This window comes from Desulfatibacillum aliphaticivorans DSM 15576, from assembly GCF_000429905.1.
In the GTDB taxonomy this organism is placed as follows: Bacteria; Desulfobacterota; Desulfobacteria; order Desulfobacterales; family Desulfatibacillaceae; genus Desulfatibacillum; species Desulfatibacillum aliphaticivorans.
Genome location: NZ_AUCT01000023.1, coordinates 1 through 18,823 on the forward strand (window position 1 = coordinate 1; position 18,823 = coordinate 18,823).

The 18,823-nt window shown below is 54.7% G+C and carries 15 protein-coding genes and 1 tRNA gene; 6 read left to right on the top strand and 10 right to left on the bottom strand.

Annotation, left to right across the window (positions count from 1 at the left end; all coding sequences use genetic code 11):
• Positions 1-393: 393 nt before the first annotated feature.
• The 3 genes from G491_RS0118915 (at position 394) to G491_RS0118925 (ending at position 3,817) form a co-directional block, all read left to right on the top strand.
• Positions 394-1,287: a metallophosphoesterase family protein gene (locus G491_RS0118915; protein WP_028315686.1), complete on the top strand. Its 894-nt coding sequence runs from the start codon at positions 394-396 to the stop codon at positions 1,285-1,287.
• A gap of 523 nt (positions 1,288-1,810) precedes the next feature.
• A complete protein-coding gene (locus G491_RS0118920; protein WP_028315687.1) occupies positions 1,811-2,896 on the top strand; it encodes a flavin monoamine oxidase family protein in 1,086 nt (361 codons plus the stop codon).
• A gap of 489 nt (positions 2,897-3,385) precedes the next feature.
• A complete protein-coding gene (locus G491_RS0118925; RefSeq protein ID WP_169829476.1) occupies positions 3,386-3,817 on the top strand; it encodes a helix-turn-helix domain-containing protein in 432 nt (143 codons plus the stop codon).
• A 111-nt stretch (positions 3,818-3,928) separates the two neighbouring features.
• Here G491_RS0118925 and G491_RS34215 read toward each other — a convergent pair whose 3' ends face one another.
• Positions 3,929-5,128, bottom strand: a complete 1,200-nt coding sequence (locus G491_RS34215; protein WP_015946864.1) for a GGDEF domain-containing protein — start codon at positions 5,126-5,128, stop codon at positions 3,929-3,931.
• Positions 5,129-5,400: 272 nt separating this feature from the next.
• On the opposite strand from G491_RS34215, the gene G491_RS0118935 reads away from it, so the two are divergent.
• Complete coding sequence (locus tag G491_RS0118935; RefSeq protein WP_028315689.1) at positions 5,401-7,671, top strand: cyclic nucleotide-binding domain-containing protein; 2,271 nt, start codon at positions 5,401-5,403, stop codon at positions 7,669-7,671.
• Here G491_RS0118935 and G491_RS0118940 read toward each other — a convergent pair.
• The gene (locus tag G491_RS0118940) at positions 7,668-8,345 is read right to left on the bottom strand and encodes a DUF554 domain-containing protein (protein ID WP_015946866.1); all 678 of its coding nucleotides are present in this window, start codon (positions 8,343-8,345) and stop codon (positions 7,668-7,670) included. The genes G491_RS0118935 and G491_RS0118940 overlap by 4 nt on opposite strands.
• A gap of 50 nt (positions 8,346-8,395) precedes the next feature.
• A complete protein-coding gene (locus tag G491_RS0118945; RefSeq protein ID WP_015946867.1) occupies positions 8,396-8,815 on the bottom strand; it encodes a PilZ domain-containing protein in 420 nt (139 codons plus the stop codon).
• Positions 8,816-9,099: 284 nt separating this feature from the next.
• On the opposite strand from G491_RS0118945, the gene G491_RS0118950 reads away from it, so the two are divergent.
• Positions 9,100-11,064, top strand: coding sequence for a peptidase U32 family protein (locus G491_RS0118950; protein WP_028315690.1), 1,965 nt, complete (start codon positions 9,100-9,102; stop codon positions 11,062-11,064).
• Positions 11,065-11,094: 30 nt separating this feature from the next.
• Here the strand turns inward: G491_RS0118950 and G491_RS0118955 are convergent, their stop codons facing one another.
• From G491_RS0118955 to G491_RS31540, 7 genes are all read right to left on the bottom strand, one after another.
• Positions 11,095-11,463, bottom strand: a complete 369-nt coding sequence (locus G491_RS0118955) for a DUF6713 family protein (protein ID WP_028315691.1) — start codon at positions 11,461-11,463, stop codon at positions 11,095-11,097.
• 155 nt (positions 11,464-11,618) lie between these two features.
• Entirely contained in the window at positions 11,619-13,010 is a 1,392-nt protein-coding gene (locus G491_RS0118960) for a sodium/glutamate symporter (RefSeq protein WP_028315692.1), read from the bottom strand.
• Between the two features lie 271 nt (positions 13,011-13,281).
• Positions 13,282-14,442 (bottom strand): acyl-CoA dehydrogenase family protein, encoded by a 1,161-nt coding sequence (locus G491_RS0118965; RefSeq protein ID WP_028315693.1) that lies wholly within the window; start codon positions 14,440-14,442, stop codon positions 13,282-13,284.
• Positions 14,443-14,490: 48 nt separating this feature from the next.
• Complete coding sequence (locus G491_RS0118970) at positions 14,491-15,876, bottom strand: MmgE/PrpD family protein (protein ID WP_028315694.1); 1,386 nt, start codon at positions 15,874-15,876, stop codon at positions 14,491-14,493.
• Between the two features lie 57 nt (positions 15,877-15,933).
• Complete coding sequence (locus tag G491_RS0118975) at positions 15,934-16,734, bottom strand: CoA-transferase subunit beta (protein WP_028315695.1); 801 nt, start codon at positions 16,732-16,734, stop codon at positions 15,934-15,936.
• Between the two features lie 33 nt (positions 16,735-16,767).
• On the bottom strand, positions 16,768-17,703 hold the full coding sequence (locus tag G491_RS0118980; protein WP_015946874.1) for a CoA transferase subunit A: 936 nt from the start codon (positions 17,701-17,703) through the stop codon (positions 16,768-16,770).
• A gap of 96 nt (positions 17,704-17,799) precedes the next feature.
• Positions 17,800-18,336, bottom strand: coding sequence for a PadR family transcriptional regulator (locus G491_RS31540; RefSeq protein WP_051327380.1), 537 nt, complete (start codon positions 18,334-18,336; stop codon positions 17,800-17,802).
• 392 nt (positions 18,337-18,728) lie between these two features.
• Here G491_RS31540 and G491_RS0118990 point away from each other — a divergent pair.
• Positions 18,729-18,816, top strand: a tRNA-Leu gene (locus G491_RS0118990).
• Positions 18,817-18,823 lie beyond the last annotated feature (7 nt).

Sequence of the window (18,823 nt, forward strand, 5' to 3'; positions counted from 1 at the left end):
ACAAAAACATTAGCCCGACCGTGTCATATCCCCGTTTTTTGACAATGCCGCTGCGTCTCAGGAGCGACCGGAATTTCAGTTCCCTGAATGCTGAATTGATTTCAGAATCCATGGAAATGCTGGTGTTTTGAATTTGTTTTTGCATTGAGAGGGAAAATGTTTTACTTGTATTCATAGCGGCTCTTTCTTGTGTGTTATTAGGTGTTTGGCGATGTCTAATATTACACAATTAAGGCCGCTTTTCAAGTATTTTTTATATTATTTCAAATGGTTATATCTGTCCCCCTCCCATATTTCTTGTGCGAAACTTGAGATATTTAGTTGCCACCGCATTTTCTCCCTGATATAAATTGCTAAACTTACAAAACAAGATCATAAATGGGAGAGAAGTATATGCCTAAGAAAACGTACTTTCAAATCGCCCATCTGACAGACCTTCATCTTACGAAGAAGGATTCCATGGCGCGGTCGGAACCCAAGCTATTTGGCAAGCTGAAAGGCATGAACAAATCCTTCCGGGCGATCATGGCCTCCCCCAAGATTCTAAAATCCGACTGGCTGGCGTTTACCGGCGACATTACCGACAATGGAGACCTGGACACATGGAAAATGTTCTGGGACGTAATTTCAAAGGCAAACTTTTCGGATAAATGCTCCGTCATCCCTGGAAATCATGATGTATGCAACCTGGGCTTTTTTCCGGCAAGCCATGAAAACGACACTAATGAAAGAATAGAGCGCGTGAGGAAGGGCCTTAAAATGGGAAAGCAGGAGGTCAGATTTCCCTGGGTCAAACAGATTCATGAAGCTGTCGCTCTCATTGGAATCGATTCATGCAACCATGGAAACTTTACCGGCGTGACAAACGCCGTGGGGAAAATTGGCTTCCACCAATTGGAGAAGTTGGCCAGGGACCTGAAAAAAATCAGGCATATTCCCGTTAAAATCCTAATGCTGCACCACAGTCCGAACATACCTGAAACCTGGACGGAGGAAGCGCGAGGCTTAAAACCGACTTCCAAAGCAGGCAGATGGGGGCATGAAGTCCCTGAGGAGGACCGGCGGGCGCTCCGATTATTATGCATTACCAACGACGTCCGGTTGATATTGCATGGGCATCTTCATCGTCAGGAAGACCGCCGGGTCAATGGAGTAAGAATCATCGGCGGGGCCGCAACGACGGCGCCGTCCGATCCGGATGAAAAGACCGGCTTTCCGGTAACGTTCTACAAAGTTTATACGGAATCAGAGAAAAAGATAATACGCCAAGAGCAAGTCCTCATATAGACGGCGTTGAAAAAGGCCCTCCCCAAAGTAGCAGACGACTAAGGGCGCGGCAAGCAGCGCCCCTACGGCGCGGGGACCGCGCAACTGCGGCGGGGAGACCCCGCAACTACGGCGCAGGGACCGCGTAACCACGGCGGGGAAACACCGCAACTACAGCGCAGGAACCGCGCAACTGCGGCGGGGAGACCCTGCAACTACGTAATGACGGTGTTGAACCAGCCTATTCGCCCGCCTGGCATCCTAAATTTAAACAATCATACAAGCCGCCCTTATTGGCCTGACGGCCTCAGGCATTGCATGCCGGGGCTGGCTATGTAACGCACTTGACGGTCTGATCCGTTTCCCAAAAAACGCAGGGCAAGGCCTATATTGCCAATTATACCTGTATTGGATTCATTGAATGTTTTGGCGCAGGCAGGGGGCGCCCCGCCTTGATTTTTCGGCCGTACAGGCGCATAAGATATGCGCTGTACAGGATTTTGCCGTCGGGAGGCAAAAAAATGAAGGGTTCCATTTATACAATATGCAAGCGGAAAAAGTTGATGTAATCGTTGTGGGGGCCGGCCTCAGCGGGCTGTATGCAGCCTGTCTGCTGGCGGCGCAAAATAAATCCGTCATCGTCCTGGAAGCGCGAAGCCGCGTGGGAGGCAGGATATTCTGCCCGGAGCACGAGGGCTTTTTCGCGGACCTGGGGCCTTCCTGGTACTGGCCGGCCTTGAACCCCAGGGTGGTCGCCCTTATTCAGGCCTTGGGGCTTCAATCATACCCCCAGTTTGAAAAAGGCATGGCCCGGTTCATGGCCAAGGACGGCCATGTGGAAAACTTTCCGGGCTATCCCATGGATCCCCCCGGACGCAGGCTGGAAGGCGGCATGGCCGCCCTGGTCAAGGGGCTGAGCGCCCGGCTTTCCCAGGACGTTGTCCGCCTGAATCATCCGGTCTGCGAAATCCAGCGCCAAGACCATGGCGTCCGGGTCCATGTGGGCATTCTGGATCAGGCGCCCCAATGCGTGCTGGAGGCGGGCCATCTTATACTGGCCATGCCGCCCCGGCTGGCGGCCAGCTCCGTCCTGTTCACGCCGGATTTATCCTACGACCTCACCCAGGCCATGCTGAAAGCCAGCACCTGGATGGCCGGGCACGCCAAATTTTTCGCCCTGTACGACAAAGCGGACTGGCTGAGCATGGGCTTTTCCGGCCAGGGCTTCAGCCTGTGCGGCCCCATCGGGGAGTTTCACGATGGCTCCGCCCCGGAAGGCGCGCCGTACGGGCTCACCGGCTTTTCAAACATCCCCGCCTTAAGGCGCAGGGACGACGAAACCATGATCCAGGCCGTCCTGGCCCAGCTTCCCTGTCTTTTCGGAGAGGACGCCGGAGCTCCGGTGAAAATCTACTACCGGGATTGGGCGCGGGAAAAATATACGGCCGCGGAATACGACCAGCGCTCCGCCCATAATCACCCCGAATTCCATCCGCCCGGAGGAAAAACAAGCATCTGGAACGGCTCCTTCCACTTTGCGGGCAGTGAAACCGCCGATTACTACGGAGGATACCTGGAAGGCGCCCTGTCCAGCGCGGAGCGGGCCGTATCGGCCATAGTTCAAAACTGAGGAACTGCGGAACTTCGAAAAAGAGGAACTGCGGAAAAGGATTTTTTTGCCTCCGGCGGCAAACTGCAAAGGAGTTGCCTTCGGCGATGAAATACAAAAAGACCTGCCTTCGGCGAGTCGCTTTCTTGAAAGAAAGCTCCGCAAAGAAATTTTCAATGGCGCTTCGCGCACGGGCGGATAGGCAATGAAAAGTGTTACGCCCCGGCTGGTATGTTAATGAACAGTATAGGATAGTCCAGAGCCCTGCAGTGGGTGGCCCAGGCATCGCAGTTTGATGCCTGGATTGCGTAAGCAACAAAAGGTGCGGCCTGAAAAGGCTATCAAAACCCCAGGCCCCTGGCGGACGAAAACCCCGACCGAAAAGCCATTTGTTGTTTTTTCAGAAGTACTGAGCAAGGAAGAAAATTATTGAGTTTTTGAGAGACGTCCCCCGAAATTCGGGAACTGCACACTCTGATCGGCTCTATCCTTATCAATAAAAGGGCTTTGTTGACCGGGAAGGAAATCATCTTCCTTCGCAAAAATTTAAGATTGCGTATCAAAGAATTTGCCCAGAGAATTGGGGTGCAGCATGAAACCGTGTCTCGCTGGGAGAAGGATGCGCAACAGCACAACATCCACGTTGATTTGGCAATCCGTTTATTTTACGCAACAAAGAAGGGGCTTGACGTCATAGGAGTGATGGAAAATGCGTGGCCCGCTGTCGCGGCGGGAGGCGATATTTCTGAGGAAGCCATTGTTCTACAGGAATCTGATTGGGTTAATCGTTCCCTTGCCCCTGGGCGCATGGCGCGCTCTGAACCGTCTTTTGAAGTTGCGGAACTGAAGGATGCCGTGCACACACTTGAGAAAAAAATTGACCACATAAATGATAAACTTGGGGAACATCATAATGTTTTCCATGAACCCAAGGATCTTTAACCCTCAAACTGTGGCTCAACACCTTAGGAATTCCCGAACACCCGTTTACGAGCATCCTGAAAACGCCATGAAGAAAACTTACCAGTAAGGCGCCAGCTAGCACACGGCAATTTACGCCGGCAGTTGTTCCACGCAGTTGCGGCCTTTGGTTTTGGCTTGATAGAGAGCTTTGTCCGCCCTTTGGATGGTGTCTTCTATGGACTCGCCGTGGGTGTACTGGGCCGCGCCGAAACTGGCCGTGGCTTTTACGCCGTGGGGAAAGGTATATTCTTCAATCAAAAGCCTCAGCTTGTCGGCCAGGGCCGCCGCATCTTCCAGAGCGGTTTCCGGCGACAATATGATGAACTCCTCGCCGCCCCACCGGAATAAGATGTCCGTCTTTCGGATGTTCTGCTGTATCAGCTCCGCCGTGTGCACCAGGACCGCATCCCCGGCGCTGTGCCCGGACTGGTCGTTAATGCATTTGAAGTTGTCAAAATCAAAAATAATCAGAGACAAGGGCCCTGCATGCCTTCTTGACCTGGCTGTCTCAACCTCTGAAATCTCCGCAAAACTCCTGCGATTCAGGACATTGGTGAGATGATCTTTGTTTGACAGCTCCAAAAGTCTTTGTTTTTGACTTTTTATCAACTTCCGGTTTTTAAAGTCCCGCACATGCGCATAATAAAGCACCCTGGAAAGCGCGACGGCGAGCACGGTAAAGGTGACGATGTTGATCTGCTGGATGCCGAAGTCCTTGCCCGTGTAATCGGCGGCGACATTCACAAAATAGACCATGACCGCCATATTGGAAAGATAAAGAAAGAGGCAAAACCGGTTGGAAATAATGAAAATGGCGGCGAATGAAAAAGCCATTCCAATATATGCGGCGGTGGACCCGCTAATCAATACGTCGGCGATGGAAATAGCGACCAAGTTCAACATGCCCAACCACAAAAACGCCGTGATGAGCACATGATGGTAATGGGACGGCCGCTCCGTTTTTTCCGGCCGTTTCATCCAGGCCAGACCGATTCCCCCGGACAAAAGCATGAAGACCGACATATGGGAGTAAAACAAAATGGGGTAGCCGATGGAAACTTCCCACTTGTCCGTCTGGTAATAATGCAGGTCGAAAAGCATGATAAGGCCGAAGGCGAAAATGGACAGCAGTCCGAAAATTGTCCCGCGAATCCAGTTCAGGTAAACCAGTTCGGCTTTAAATTCCAGGTAATCCTCGCCAAGCCCGTCCTTGACCCTGACGCCTGTTTTCACACGGGAGATGCAGTGGGCCCATGAATTTTCAACGTTGTCTTTTTCAGATAGATCCATAGCATTGTCAAATAGTTATTAGGACCGGCAATTATAAACACCCGTAAATTTTTAGGCAAAAAGCATACCATGCATGACGGAAGAGGCGGCCTGTCCCTACTTTAGTTACTGATATCACCTTTATGGCCTTGTTGGCGACCCCTTTTCAAAACGAAAATATTTTCATCTGAAAACCCTTTATTCAGATGGCATTTTACGATATACTTCCATAGCGTCAACAATCCCACTATCATTTGGGTCCAAATAATACTTCATGTTTAAAGAGGGACGAAATGAGCAATGACACGCCGCAATCCGCAATGCTTAATACCCTCAAGGGAACCTATTTATTCCGGGAAACCTTCAGCGACTCCCTGCTTGGGGAAATCCTGGAAAACAGCACCTTCATGGACCTGCCCAAGGACGCCTGCCTGTTTCACCAGGGAGATCCCGGGGACGCCATGTATATTGTCGCCGAGGGCGAGCTTCGCGTTGTGGTGGCTTCGGAAAACGGCGGGGAGTATTGCGCGGCCCGCATAGGCCCGGGAGAGCCCGTGGGGGAGATCCAGCTTTTGACGGGCGGCAAACGCACGGCGAGCGTTTTAGCGGAGCAAGACGCCAAACTTTTATGCATAAGCAGGGAATGCATGGAGCCTCTGGCCGCCGGGCGCTCCCAATTTTTCGACGAACTCAATCGCATTGTGTTGCAAAGGCTGCGGGAAAACCAATTACTGACCATCCTGCCTCACTTATTCGGACATTTGGATGGACAAAAACTCCAATTTCTAAAAAAGCAGTTGGATTGGGTCATCGTAAAAAAAGGGGAGAGGCTCTTTAGCCAGGGAGAGCAGAGCGACTGCTTTTATATACTGACCAACGGCCGCTTAAGCGTTGTCATGGAAGACGCTTCGGGCCGAAAAAAGCACGTGAACGTAATCCGCCCCGGGGAATGCGTGGGCGAAATGGGCATGATCACCGAAGCCCCGCGCAACGCCACGATTTTCGCCATTCGGGACAGCCAGTTGGTCAGAATGGATAAGGCCTCCTTTGAGAAGATAATCGATCAGTATCCCCGGATTTCCATGCATTTCATGCGCGGGCTTGTGGACCGGACCAAAAAAATGGAGGAGCCCGGGCATCAAAAGCGCACCCAGATCAACGTGGCCGTCATTCCCGCCAGCCAGGGCCTGTCCCTCACGGATTTCACGGTCCGCATGAGCCGGTCATTCTCCAAATACGGCAGGGTGCTGCATTTGTCCAGCCAGCGCTTGGACCGCCATTGGGGCATGCCCGAGATGAGCCAGGTTCCGGCGGAGGATCCCAAATACAACCGTCTTTCCACGTGGCTGGACGAGCAGGAAGACAAATACCAGTTCATCATATACGAAAGCGACCTGGCTTCCTCCAATTGGTCCAGCCGCTGCCTGCAGCAAGCCGATCATATACTGGTTGTCGGGCGTGCGGATGACAATCCCGCCATCAAGGAAATCGAGTGGGAGATCTATGCCGATTCCGACAATCTGACTCGCCCGAAAATCAGCCTCGTCCTGATCCATTCGGACGACTCCAGGCTGCCCCATGGAACCCGCCATTGGCTGGCCCCCCGGCAGGTGGACGTGCATCACCATCTTTGCTGGAATAAGGACGGGGATTTCGACAGGGTGGCCCGATTCGTCTCGGGCAATCCCGTGGGACTTGTGTTGGGCGGAGGCGGCGCCAGGGGCTTCGCCCATCTGGGCGTTATCAGGGCCCTGGAGGAATTCGGCATTCCCATAGACATGGTGTGCGGCGCCAGCATAGGCGCCATCATGGGAGGCTTTCTGGCCATGGGCCTGGACCACCAAACCCGCATGAAAGAATGCCGCAAAGGCTTTGTGGACATCAACCCCCTGGGCGATTACACCCTGCCCCTGGTGGCCCTGGTTAAAAGCAGAATCCTGGACCGGCAGTTAAAGCTCCAATACGGAGACGCCCGCATTGAAGACCTGTGGCTGAACTTTTTTTGCGTTTCATCCAACCTGACCAACGCAAAAATGGTGGTTCATAAGTCCGGCCCTTTGTGGAAAGCCGCCCGGGCCAGCATATCCCTGCCCGGTATTCTCATGCCCGTCTTCCACAGGGGAGGCCTGCTTGTGGACGGCGGGGTGATAAACAACCTGCCTGCGGACGTCATGAAAAACCGGTACGGCGGATTTATCATGCTGGTGGACGTGAGCCCGGACGAAGATCTGCAAATGCCCAAAGGCCTGGATAGAATTCCATCAACCCGGTCATTGCTTTGGAGCCGCATTAATCCGCGCAAGAAAAAAATTCAGGTTCCCGGCATTTTGGACATCATGATGCGGACCATCCTGCTTTCCAGCATCCATCAATCCGGAAAAATCAAAAAAGAGGTGGACCACTTTTTCTACCCGCCTACGGAAGGCTTCGGGCTTCTGGATTTCAAGCTGTTGGATAAGATTTACCAGGCCGGCTACGAATACGCCTTCCAGGAACTGCAGGGCTGGAAAATGCTGACGGAAGATCTATGGGAATTCAAGCTCTCCCAAAGCGCCCGCCATTAGCCCCAAAGCATCCCCCCTATTACGGCGTATACAATGGCGGGCAGCAGGTTGGCGGTCCGTATTCTTTTGACGTCCAGAATGGTGACGCCGATGCCCATGACCAGGATGCCGCCCACGGAAGTCAGGGCCGCCAGCACGGCAGGCTCCGTCAAAAAGACCATATAAGACGCGGTCAGGGTCAGCGCGCCCTGAACCACAAACACGGAAAGGGCGGAAAAAGCCACCCCGATCCCCAAAGAGGAAGCCAGGGCCAGGGAGCCCACGCCGTCCAGGATGGATTTGATGAACAACAAGGTAGGATCGTTTTTGACGCCGTCGTCAATGCAGCCTAAAATCATCATGGCGCCTACGAGGTAGATCACGGAGGCGGTCACAAAACCTTCCACAAAAGTCGGGGAGGCGGAGCCCATCATGTTTTTCAGCTTTTCCGCCAACTTCTCCAAAAGCCGCTCAATCTGCATCAACTCGCCGGTGACGGCTCCAAGCAGCACAGCTCCTACGGTTAGCAGAGCCTTCTCCCCCTCCAGGGCCATGCTCATTCCCAAATAAATGATGCAAAGCCCCATGCCTTGCATAAGAATTTCTTTAATCCGCGAAGGCAGACGTTTGCCTGCGGCCATGCCGGCGAGGCTGCCGGCCAGAATCGCCCCGGTGTTTACGATAGTGCCTAACACAATGGCCTCAAAACGAGAAAAACCGGGGCGAGGCAGGTTTGTTAAGCCTCTTATTCGCCCAGGCCTCCCATGAGGATCTTATAATCATCCTCAAAGATGTCCACGAATCGCACGCCCACCTCGTATCCCGAGCCGTCAGCCATTGGCTGGCACCGCACAACCTCCCCCTCCGCTGCAATGGGAATGGAGGAAACCGCAAGATACATAGGCAGGCGGCGTTTTACCTGGTCCAGGTCCGAAATCCGTATGATCAGGCCCAGTACCGCCTTAACCTCGTAAGGAATCCGGCTGAAAAAACACAAGCCGCCCTCACTGATATCCTTCCCCATTACCACTTCCGCAGCCCTGGCGCCACTTTCTTTTTTTCCGTAATCCAAAACGCTTAAGGAGCGGTCATTTATCTGGATGCTTATCTTTTTTGGAAACCGCGGATGCTTCCTTCTTTCCTCCCGGCCTTTCTCGACTGCCATTGGACGCCTCCCCCTCTTCATCCTCTTCACCCTCTGATAGGCGGCCCCTGCTATTTCTCTGGGCCTAAGAACATAAAACAGAAATTCATTAACACACCACACTGCAAATTTGTCAAGAAATCACGACAAAAATTCAATTTTGTAAAACTCGCCCTATTACAACGCGGAAAAAACTTTTATTCCGGAATCAATTATGACAGAATAAAAGTTTGGGCTTAGGCCGCCGAAACGCATGGGGCGAGCCGGCTGCAAAGCCCTGTTAAGACTGCAATCAAGGAAAGCCCATGGCTCTCGATAAACCGGAAATCCTGGCCCCGGCAGGCGATAAAACCTGCTTTTTGGCCGCCGTGGCGGGCGGCGCCGACGCTGTATACATGGGGCTGAAGCATTTCTCCGCCCGCATGGCTGCACAAAATTTTTCCATGGCCGAACTGGCCCAGTTGCGGCATCTGGCCGACGAAAAAAATGTGCGCATGTACATTGCCATGAACGTCATGGCCAAGTCCGGGGATCTGAACGCCGTGGGCAGGCAGGTGGACAAGCTCCGCCGCTACGCCAAGCCCGACGCTCTCATTGTCCAGGACCTGGGCGTGGCTGCTGCAGCCCGGCAGGCCGGATACGCCGGAGAAATCCACCTCTCCACCCTGGCCAACGTGACTCACCCGGCAGCCCTGCCCCTGGTGCACGAAAAACTGGGGATCAACCGGGTGATCCTGCCCCGGGAGCTTTCCATCGACGAGATCAAACAATGCGACCAGGCCTGCCCCGACTCCATGACCCTGGAGGTCTTCGTCCATGGCGCCCTGTGTTACGGGGTTTCCGGCCGATGCTACTGGAGCACCTACCTGGGCGGAAAAAGCAGCCTGAGAGGCCGCTGCGTCCAGCCCTGTCGCAGAATGTACTCCCAGGGCGGGGGCAAGGCCCGGCTTTTTTCCTGCCAGGATTTGAGCATGGACGTGCTGGCCAAAATCATGCACGAAGCCCCCAAGGTGGCGGGCTGGAAGATCGAAGGCCGAAAAAAAGGGCCCCATTACGTGTATCACGCAACCAGGGCCTATAAACTGCTGCGGGACGACCCCGGCCCGGAAGAAAAAAAAGAAGCCCTGGCCTTGCTGGAAAGAGCCTTGGGCCGCCAGGGAACCCGGTACAATTTCCTGCCCCAGAGGCCCATCAGCGCGGTGGCGCCGGAAAAATCCACGGCTTCCGGCCTGCAGATCGGCAGGACCAAAAGAGAGCGCAAAGGATTCTCCATATCTTGCCGGGAAAAGCTCCTGGGCGGCGACGTGCTGCGCGTGGGCTTTGAAGACGAGCCCTGGCACCAGACCGTCCTGGTCCGCAAAAGGCAGCCCAAGGCCAAGCCCCTGCCCTGCTCCGCCGTAAAGGCTCTGCCGCCGGACAACACGCCCGTGTTTCTTATCGACCGGAAAGAGCCGGAGTTGATGCAGGAAATCAAGGAATTGCAGGCGAAAACGGACAAATTTCCCAGTCCGAAAATTGAGCCTTCCCAATTTTCCGTATACAAGCCCAAGCCCCATAAAGGGCGCGTACGCACCCAGACCATGCACGTGAATAGGCGGGCGCCCCAGGGCAGAATTCCCGGCAATCGCGGTCTTTGGCTGGATTCGTTCAATTTAAAAAGCGTTCCCCAAAAATCAGTGTCCGACATCTGGTGGTGGCTGCCGCCGGTGATCTGGCCCAACGAAGAGGAATGGTTCGCCGGCATGGTGGGCAAAGCCCTGGCCAAAGGCGCCAGAAAGTTCGTGGCCAACGCCCCCTGGCAGGCGGCTTTTCTGCAATCATCCAAAAAGCCGTTGGTCGCATGGGCCGGCCCCTTTTGCAATGCAGGCAATGTATTGGCAATTAACCAAATGAAAAAGCTGGATTTCAAAGGCGTGATTTTAAGCCCCGAACTCACCCGGGAGGATTATTTGAGGCTGCCCCGGGAAAGCCCCCTGCCCCTGGGAATCGTCACGGAAGGCTTGTGGCCCTTGTGCGTGTCCCGCACCATCGCCGAGGGAGTTAAGGAGGAATCCGCCATCACCAGCCCCATGAACGAAACCCTGTGGGTGAGAAAATACGGCCAGAACTATTGGGTCTTTCCCGGCTGGCCCATGAGTCTGTCCGCGGAAAAGAAAACCCTGGCAAACGCGGGCTACGCCTTGTTCATCGCCATGCACGAGCCCTGGCCCAAGGCGGTTCCCCGCGCCAACCGCACCAGCCAGATCAATTGGAATTTGAAGCTGTTGTAGATGAAAATCGAGGTTAGACGGCCATGCTATTCATGTTGTTATTATGATCAAATGAATCAAACCGATCAGCGCCGCAGCCCCCATGATAATCCGTGAAACGGAATTGGCGAACTCGTTTTTGTCGTGCCCCTTAAGCAGAAGATGCAGGCCCAGGTGCACCACAAGAAAGCCGTCCACCACCGCTTGGAACCAAAACTGCACCGTGTCCGAGGGATGCCCGGCCAAAATCAGCAGCAGCAGAAACAATGGGATGTGGGCCAGGGCGAAGGCGGGATAAGCCACTTCCTCCCTAAGCCTGGACAGGCCGGGGAACATCCGCCATTCGTGCCGGTGGATGGCGTCCAGTTCGTGGACGAATAAAAGAGACAAGCCGCAATAAAAAAGAATCTCCGCCGCCATGGCCCTGCTCCTTGCTTGTTAAGATGATCCGCATACAATCTGCGCGAAGAATAGGGTAGCTTAGCAGCCCCTAAAAAGCAAGGGGCCTCCCGGCCGGGAAGCCCCCATATTCATTCCGTCATATTTGGATGCACGCCGACGAGGCTATGCGCCTATCACTCCTTGCGCAACTTTAATCGGCTGTAAATTACTGCGCCGACTATACACGCCGCACACACCCCGCCTGTCAGGCAGAATATGGCGAAGGAGTTTGGCAGCAATTTGATCACCGGCAGCAGCAGGGCGTAGCAAACCAGGGTGGCCAGGGCGTAGCTGATGGAAAAATCCTTCAACACCGGCGTGGACAGGTTGGAGTCGCAAATCCTCAGCAAGAGAATGCCCGTCATGATAACGCCCGTGCTCTGTCCGAAAAGGGCGATGCTGCGCTCGAACTCGTAATCCTTGAACAAGCGAATTCCCAGCACCATAATGATCAAATACACCATGAGCAGCCCCAGGATGAACATGACGATCATGGGAACGGCGTACTTGAGGACGGCGCTCACCGGCAGGCTGGCAATAGCCGCCACAATGGAATAATCCACCAAAAGGGACGCGAACTTTGTTTTGATTCTTCCGTCGATAAGAAAGCCCAGGTCCAGCCTTTTAATAATGTTGTTCACTATCAGCATCAGGGCGATGGCGTAAGCCCATTCGGCGATGTTGGAAAGCAGGGGCACGTGATGCGCTTTGAGAAAAGCCACCAGCACGTAAGAAACCCCGCATACTCCCAGGATGATGGCCACATGCAGGGCCAGGGAGTCCACGGAGGAGGAATGAGTTGTTTCGCGGCACACTGCGGTTTGTTCATCCAGACGCTGCTGGTAGCCCTTGCGCATTTCCTCGGGCAGGTCTCTGGGATCGGTCAGGTTGCTGATTTTGTTTTTCCGGGCCGCGATATTGATGAAAATCATCCCGAACAGGATGCCGAAGACCAGCCCCACGGTGGCGGACGTGACGGCCACGCCCTGGGCCACTTCCCAGGCCGGTTGATTCAGCTTTTGCAGGATGTTTCCGATAAGCCCGGCCGTTCCGTGGCCGCCGAAAAAGCCGAGCGCCAGCTCCATGCCAAAGGCCGGGTAGATTTCCAGTTCCGGCATGATGCGGGAAAAAACCATTTTTGTGGCGAATCCCAAAGCGAAGAGCCCGAACGCGCAGCCCACGCTTAATAGAAACATGGGCAGCACCTGGCTTTTCTGCTTTTTGTCCAAAGGCGTCTGCATGGGGTCCAACCCAAGCCCCAAAGGCACGGACGCGATAATGGGCAGAATCAGTATGCCGGGAATCAATGCAAAGTCCTTGATGAATTCGTCCGGTATGGGCAGGACGGCGTGCGTCTTCAAAACCACGGGGCCCAGCAAAAGGCCTAAAAATCCGCCGATTACCGACGCGGGAAGAAACAGGTTCTGAAACAGTTTGATTTTAGCTCGCAGAAAAAAACCGGCCAGCAGCAATCCGCTGAGGATGCTGAATTCCTGAACCAAACGGGTGAAAAGTTCTGACGTCATTGGCGCCTCCCCTGGATGTATTTGGTTAGACAGGCCTTGGCCCTTTGCGGGGCCGCCCCTGTATTGACGGAAGGGAAGAGGAGCGTTTACCCCCTCTGATGCTGCGCTAAAGTCCTTTGCCTGGCGTATAAAGATTTAAAACCGAAAAGATTTCCTGCGGCATGGTATCCCCCCCTCGCCTTGAACCTTGTGCGTCACGGCGCCGCGCCGGAGAAGGCGAAGCCCCCCCCCGGCATGGCGACCGTTAAAAGTCTGTTAAAAGTCTTGTTTACTAAGCCCGCTGATTGAAGCGGCGGCCGAATAACACGCTGGCTATGGTGACCCGGAGCATTTGCAGGCTTCCTCCCGCCACCTGCCACGCTCTGGCGTCCCGCACCATTCTTTCCAGGGGGTAGTCCGTGCTGTAACCGTATCCCCCGAGGATTTGCAGGGCGGCGTCGGTCACTTCCTTGACCATTTCGTTGGCGTAGCACTTGCCCATGGAGGCCTCGTAAATGGAGGGCAGGCCCTGCCCAGCCCCGGACGCGGCCCGGTAGACCAGCAGCCTGGCGGCATCCAGTTTCATGGCCATGTCCGCGAAGGTGAACTGCAGGCCCTGGAACTCGCAGATAGGCCTGCCGAATGCCTGGCGCTCCATGGCGTAACGGCGGGCTTCCTCAAAGGCGCCGCCGGCCGTTCCCAGGCACATGGCCGCGTTGCCGCAGCGCTCGATGTCAAAGGCCAGCATGAGCTTTCCGAAGTCTCCGGCTTTTATCACTACGTTTTCCTTGGGGATTTTTACGTTGTCGAAATACAGGGCGCAGGATGGCATGCCGCGCAATCCCAAAAACACCTCCTGCTTGCCAAAGGTGAATCCCTCGGCGCCGCTTTCCACCAGCACCGCGCCAATGCCTTTATGCCCCTTGATCCCCTCGAACCGGGTATAGACCAAATAATGGCTGGCCATGCCTCCGCCGGTGATGAACACCTTGGTTCCGTTCAGGACGTAGTGACCGTCTTTCTCCTCCACGTTGGTATCCAGGCTGGTAAGGTCGGAGCCGGCCTGGGGCTCGGTCATGCATACGGAGACGCTCAGGTCTCCCGAGCATACGCCGGGGATCACGGCTTTTTTCTGCTCTTCGGTCCCGAACAGGCTGATCACCCGGGCCGGCCCCACATTGGACTCAAACACGGGAGCCGCGATCATGGGGCTGAACTTGGCAAGCTCTTCAATGGCCAGGATCGCCGTAAGGGCGTCCATGTCCGCGCCGCCGTGCTCGGCCGAAAGGGTCATGCCAAGCAAATCCATCTGGGCGTATTTTTTCATGAGTTCGTGGGGGAACTCGCCGGTTTTGTCGATTTCAACGGCCAGCTCCTTAAAATTTTCGCGTTTTCCCATGTCCCGGAGGCTTTCCAGCAACATGGCTTGTTCTTTGGATAGCGAGAAATCCATTTATATCTCCTTGCAGCAAAATTTAACGAAATAACAAACTATTAAAAATCAGATCATGGCCGCCAGCTCCCGGACGTCATCCATCTTTTCCAGGTTGAGGACAGCTTCTCCGATGCGCTCCATCTTGGCGTCATCCCTGTGGCCGGAGAATCTTTTCAGCTTGTCCAGGACGTCTCCGTATTCCATGGGATCCCTGGGATCTCCCTTGGGGATGTCCACTTGCTTCACAAGCTCCGTCCCGTCTTTCAGACGGATCATCACCCGGCTGGACGTTTTTTCGGGATAAGCGGCGTTCAACTCGTCGTCCGCCTCTACCGTCACTTTTCGGGAAAACGCCACAAGCTCTTTGTCGGCCAGGCGCTTTTCCGTAAGCTGGGAAGGCCCCAGGTCGCCGTCAAACAGGCATGCGGAAACCACGTAGGGGATGGAAAACTGGGCGGAGACAAAGGTGTCTTCCGGCGCGATTTGCTTGCCCACGGCCAGTTGGGCGATGCCGTAAGTGAAAACCTTGATGGATTCCACGGCTGCCGGATCTATTTTGCTCTCCCTACAAAGGCCGAGAGTCGCCTGGGCGGCCCCGTGGGTGTGGCGGCAGGCGGTGTAGGGCTTAAAGTAAACGTCTTCCAGGGAATACGGCTCGCCCAAGTTTTGCACGAGCCTGTTTAGGGTGGGATCGGCGGCCGTGGTGATCTTGGCGAACCCGCCGTTCAGGTGGGAGCCTTCCACAATATAAGGCGCGCCGGTGATGTTTCGTTGAGCTAGGCCCGCGGCCATAAGGCCTGCGCTGGCGGATTGGCCGCCTTGAACGATTTTGACGGTAAAGCCGCCCATGAGGGTTTCGGCCGTGGATATGGGCAGCAAATATCCTGCATTGCCGAACGCCGAAGCCATGACCGCCGGTTCGAAATCAAGCAGCCTGCCCGCGGCGGCGGCCGCGCCGAAGGTTCCACAGGTTCCGGTGGGTAAAAAGCCTCCCAGGGTGTGCCAGGGATGCATGGCCGCGGCGATTCGGTCGGCGGCTTCGTATCCGGCGGCGATGGCTTCGATCACCTTTTTTCCGTCCAGGCCTTTGCTTTCGGCCAGGGCCAAAGCCGCCGGAATGACGGACACGCCCGGGTGATTTCCGCCAAACCGCACCCCGTCCTGGGCCTCGATGGCTTCGGCGGCGGTTCCGTTAATAAAAGCGGCGTTGTGGATGTCGGTCCTGAAGCCGCAGCCGAAAGCCGAGGCGGCGCCGCTGGTTCCCAGGGATTTGATGTATTCCACGACCTGGTTTACGGCGTCCATCTCCAAAGAGCCGTAGATGTTGGCGATATAATCAAGGATGCAGAGCTTGGCTTTGAGCGCAATTTCCGCGGGCAAAGCCTCAAACCGGATGTTTGCGCAAAACGCGGCCAGTTGCTCCGTGTATTTAACTTCTTCAGGTGCATTCATAGACAACCTCCCATTTTTCAAGGCCGGAAAGGCGGTTCAATGCATTAGACGGCGACGCTATACATATCCTTTTTTCTCGTAGATGGAGATCATGCGGAAGGGGTCCAATTTCTCCCGGAGCGCCCTCAACTCCTCCTCCGTGGGGGGCAAGGTTTCGTGAACCGAATCCGAAACCTTCAAATCCCACGGGGTGTTGTCCCTGATCTCCTCAATGGTGCTGCCGGGATGGTACGAGGCCAGGTAGGCCTCCTTGGTATCCTTGTCAAAACGCAGCACCGCCTTGTTGGTGATAAGCACATGAGGGCCGGTGTTTTCCGGCATGCCCCATTTTTCCCGGGCGCCCGGGCCGTCGATGTAGCCGGGCGTGGTGATGAAATCCACCTTATGGGCCAGCCTGCGTTTGTCGTGCAGGGCGATGATGAGGGTCTTCCTGGCCAGGCAGCCGATAGGATTGGCGCCCCCGCTGCCGGGAAGGCGGGTTTTCGGCGCCTCGTAAGGGCCGATGACCGTGGTGTTGATGTTCCCGAACCGGTCCACCTGGCTGCCTGATAAAAACCCCACGTCCACATGGCCTGCCTGAAGCAGCATGCCCATGATGTCCACCAGGCCGCCGATCATGGCGGCTCCGGGGTTCAGGCAGGGATCGCCCACGGAAAGCGCCGGCCTTTTGGGCTGGGCGTCGATCACGCCGGACTCCTGCATCAAAACCGCATTGGGCGCATGGGTGTATTTGGCGATGTTGGCCGACATGGTGGGGAACCCCGTGCCCACGATCACCACATTGTTATCCTCAATCTCCCGGGCGCCGCAGCACGCCATAAGCTCGGGCTTGATATAATCTCCGGAAAAATCGCTCATTTTCATTCTCCTTTTGCAGCAGATGAGATTCCCTTAATAGGCGTAGCTTACGGGAAAGCTGTAATCGAACTCGGCGCCCAGTTTTTTGTAGGCTTCGTATCCGAACTTTTGGATGTAGTGCTGGATATACGCGGTGCGATCCTCCATCCCATACACCCACTCATCCAAAAAAGCCTTGAACCCCTCCTCCGTGTTGGAGGCCTGCTGGTAAAGATATCCGAACGAGAAATCCGCGTCGTAAAAGCCCGGCGTGTAACCGGGATGAGAGCCGTAGGGTTCTTCCACCACCGCAACCACTCTGCCGCCCGGCACGATGGTCCGGGAAGGGTCTTTGCCCACGGTCTCGCGGCTTACGATTCTCTCGCATGACACGATGACCTTTTTGGATGCGTTGGCCCCGTACATGCAATCCCCACCGATTCCCCACATCTGGGCGTTGCCGAACTCGTCCGCCTGCTGCACATGGATGATGCCCACGTCAGGATTCAAAGCCGGAACCAGGATGGTGGGCCTGCCGTCAAAGGGGGATTCGATCAGCTTGTACTTGTCCTCCCCCATGAACGACTTGACCTTAAGAAGGTCGCTGCCCGCCATGTCCCGGATGGGAACGAAAGGCATGCCCATGGCGCCGGCCATGAGCATCATGGGCAGGGCCAGGTTGGTGTACTCCTCCAACTCAATCTTACGGGGAATCCCCTTTTCCAAAGAGCGGCGGAAGCATCGGCCGAGACCGTACACTCCCAGAGAAAGAAAGGTTGCAATAAAACGTTTGACGCATCCCGCTCCGATCATCATGTCAAAATCATCCGCCGCATTGCTGCGGGTGATGGTCAGATCCGTAATCCTCTGACGGATGATTTCATGAATGGCGGAAAATGGAGTGCGGCAAACATAGCCGCCAATGAACAGAAAATCTCCGCTGCGCACATTGGCTGCTATGGCCTCCTTCATGGACATGACTTTGCTCATAAGTCGCCTCCTCCCAAACCGACTGCAAAATTCCAAACATCCATTCCCAAAGGAATTGGGTGATTATTCAATTCCGGCGGACGGCCCGCCGATTTCTTATTGATCCTGAACCTCGGCCGCGACCTTTTGGCGGGTTTCCTTCAGCCAGGCCAGCATCATTTTGTTCATTTCAATGCCCAGTTCGGCCAATTGATTGACAAAAACGTCCTTGGTCCGCCATTTTTCCTTTTTGGAAAGCCGGCCGGCCAGGTCCCATTCGTAGGCTGTAATTTGCTCGTCTATAAGCTCCAGAGCGCGTTCCTTGTCCCCGAATCCGAAAAAAACGAACCGCATCAAAAAGGGATCGCGCAACAGCATGCTTCTTTCCGGCGAACCGGCCAGCCATTCCTGAAACGCATCCCGCCCCGCCTCGGTCAGGGAGTACAGTTTTTTCGGCGGCCCTTTTTTGCCGTTCTGGACCTCTTCCCGCATGGATATGAGGCCTTCCTGCTCCAGTTTTTTCAGGTTGGGATAAATCTGCCCGTAGTTTACGGACCACATATACCCGAAATTCTTCTCAATATGCTCTTTGATACGGTATCCGTGCATGTCTTCGTAATGAAGCAGGCCGAGGATGGAGTATTTAACCGACATGATTTTCTCCGTAGGGGGATTGGCTTTGAAAGCAATATATACTTTCAATATATTAAAAGTATATATTAGCCCCAACCCGTCCGTCAAGACGCTTTTTCAAAATAAATCGCCGTAGGATCTTAAAAATGCACTCTCATCCGAAATTTTTCGGGACGTCGGAACGGCTTGTTAAAAAAAGATGAGGCTTCAAGCCTTGGGAATGCATCAATATGTTGCGCGGGAAAAGGCTTTGTGTTATGCCATTTTTCGCTGGGCGACTATTGATTTTTCGGTGCACAAGGGCTATGGACCCGCCTGACCGCTTTTTGGGAAGACCTGCGGTTGGACGAATCATTGGCCGCAGCCGAAAGGCCGATAATCAACCGGCGGTCGGATTATACAATTCAGGAATTGCCCGGGTGGCGGAATAGGTAGACGCAAGGGACTTAAAATCCCTCGGTGCTGCGCACTGTACGAGTTCGATTCTCGTCCCGGGCACCAAAAATCC

Coding starts and splice junctions, on each gene's coding strand:
- G491_RS0118915 (WP_028315686.1), top strand. CDS start 394: ATGCCTAAGAAAACGTACTTTCAAATCGCCCATCTGACAGACCTTCAT.
- G491_RS0118920 (WP_028315687.1), top strand. CDS start 1,811: ATGCAAGCGGAAAAAGTTGATGTAATCGTTGTGGGGGCCGGCCTCAGC.
- G491_RS34215 (WP_015946864.1), bottom strand. CDS start 5,128: ATGGATCTATCTGAAAAAGACAACGTTGAAAATTCATGGGCCCACTGC.
- G491_RS0118935 (WP_028315689.1), top strand. CDS start 5,401: ATGAGCAATGACACGCCGCAATCCGCAATGCTTAATACCCTCAAGGGA.
- G491_RS0118945 (WP_015946867.1), bottom strand. CDS start 8,815: ATGGCAGTCGAGAAAGGCCGGGAGGAAAGAAGGAAGCATCCGCGGTTT.
- G491_RS0118950 (WP_028315690.1), top strand. CDS start 9,100: ATGGCTCTCGATAAACCGGAAATCCTGGCCCCGGCAGGCGATAAAACC.
- G491_RS0118955 (WP_028315691.1), bottom strand. CDS start 11,463: ATGGCGGCGGAGATTCTTTTTTATTGCGGCTTGTCTCTTTTATTCGTC.
- G491_RS0118960 (WP_028315692.1), bottom strand. CDS start 13,010: ATGACGTCAGAACTTTTCACCCGTTTGGTTCAGGAATTCAGCATCCTC.
- G491_RS0118965 (WP_028315693.1), bottom strand. CDS start 14,442: ATGGATTTCTCGCTATCCAAAGAACAAGCCATGTTGCTGGAAAGCCTC.
- G491_RS0118970 (WP_028315694.1), bottom strand. CDS start 15,876: ATGAATGCACCTGAAGAAGTTAAATACACGGAGCAACTGGCCGCGTTT.
- G491_RS0118975 (WP_028315695.1), bottom strand. CDS start 16,734: ATGAGCGATTTTTCCGGAGATTATATCAAGCCCGAGCTTATGGCGTGC.
- G491_RS0118980 (WP_015946874.1), bottom strand. CDS start 17,703: ATGAGCAAAGTCATGTCCATGAAGGAGGCCATAGCAGCCAATGTGCGC.
- G491_RS31540 (WP_051327380.1), bottom strand. CDS start 18,336: ATGTCGGTTAAATACTCCATCCTCGGCCTGCTTCATTACGAAGACATG.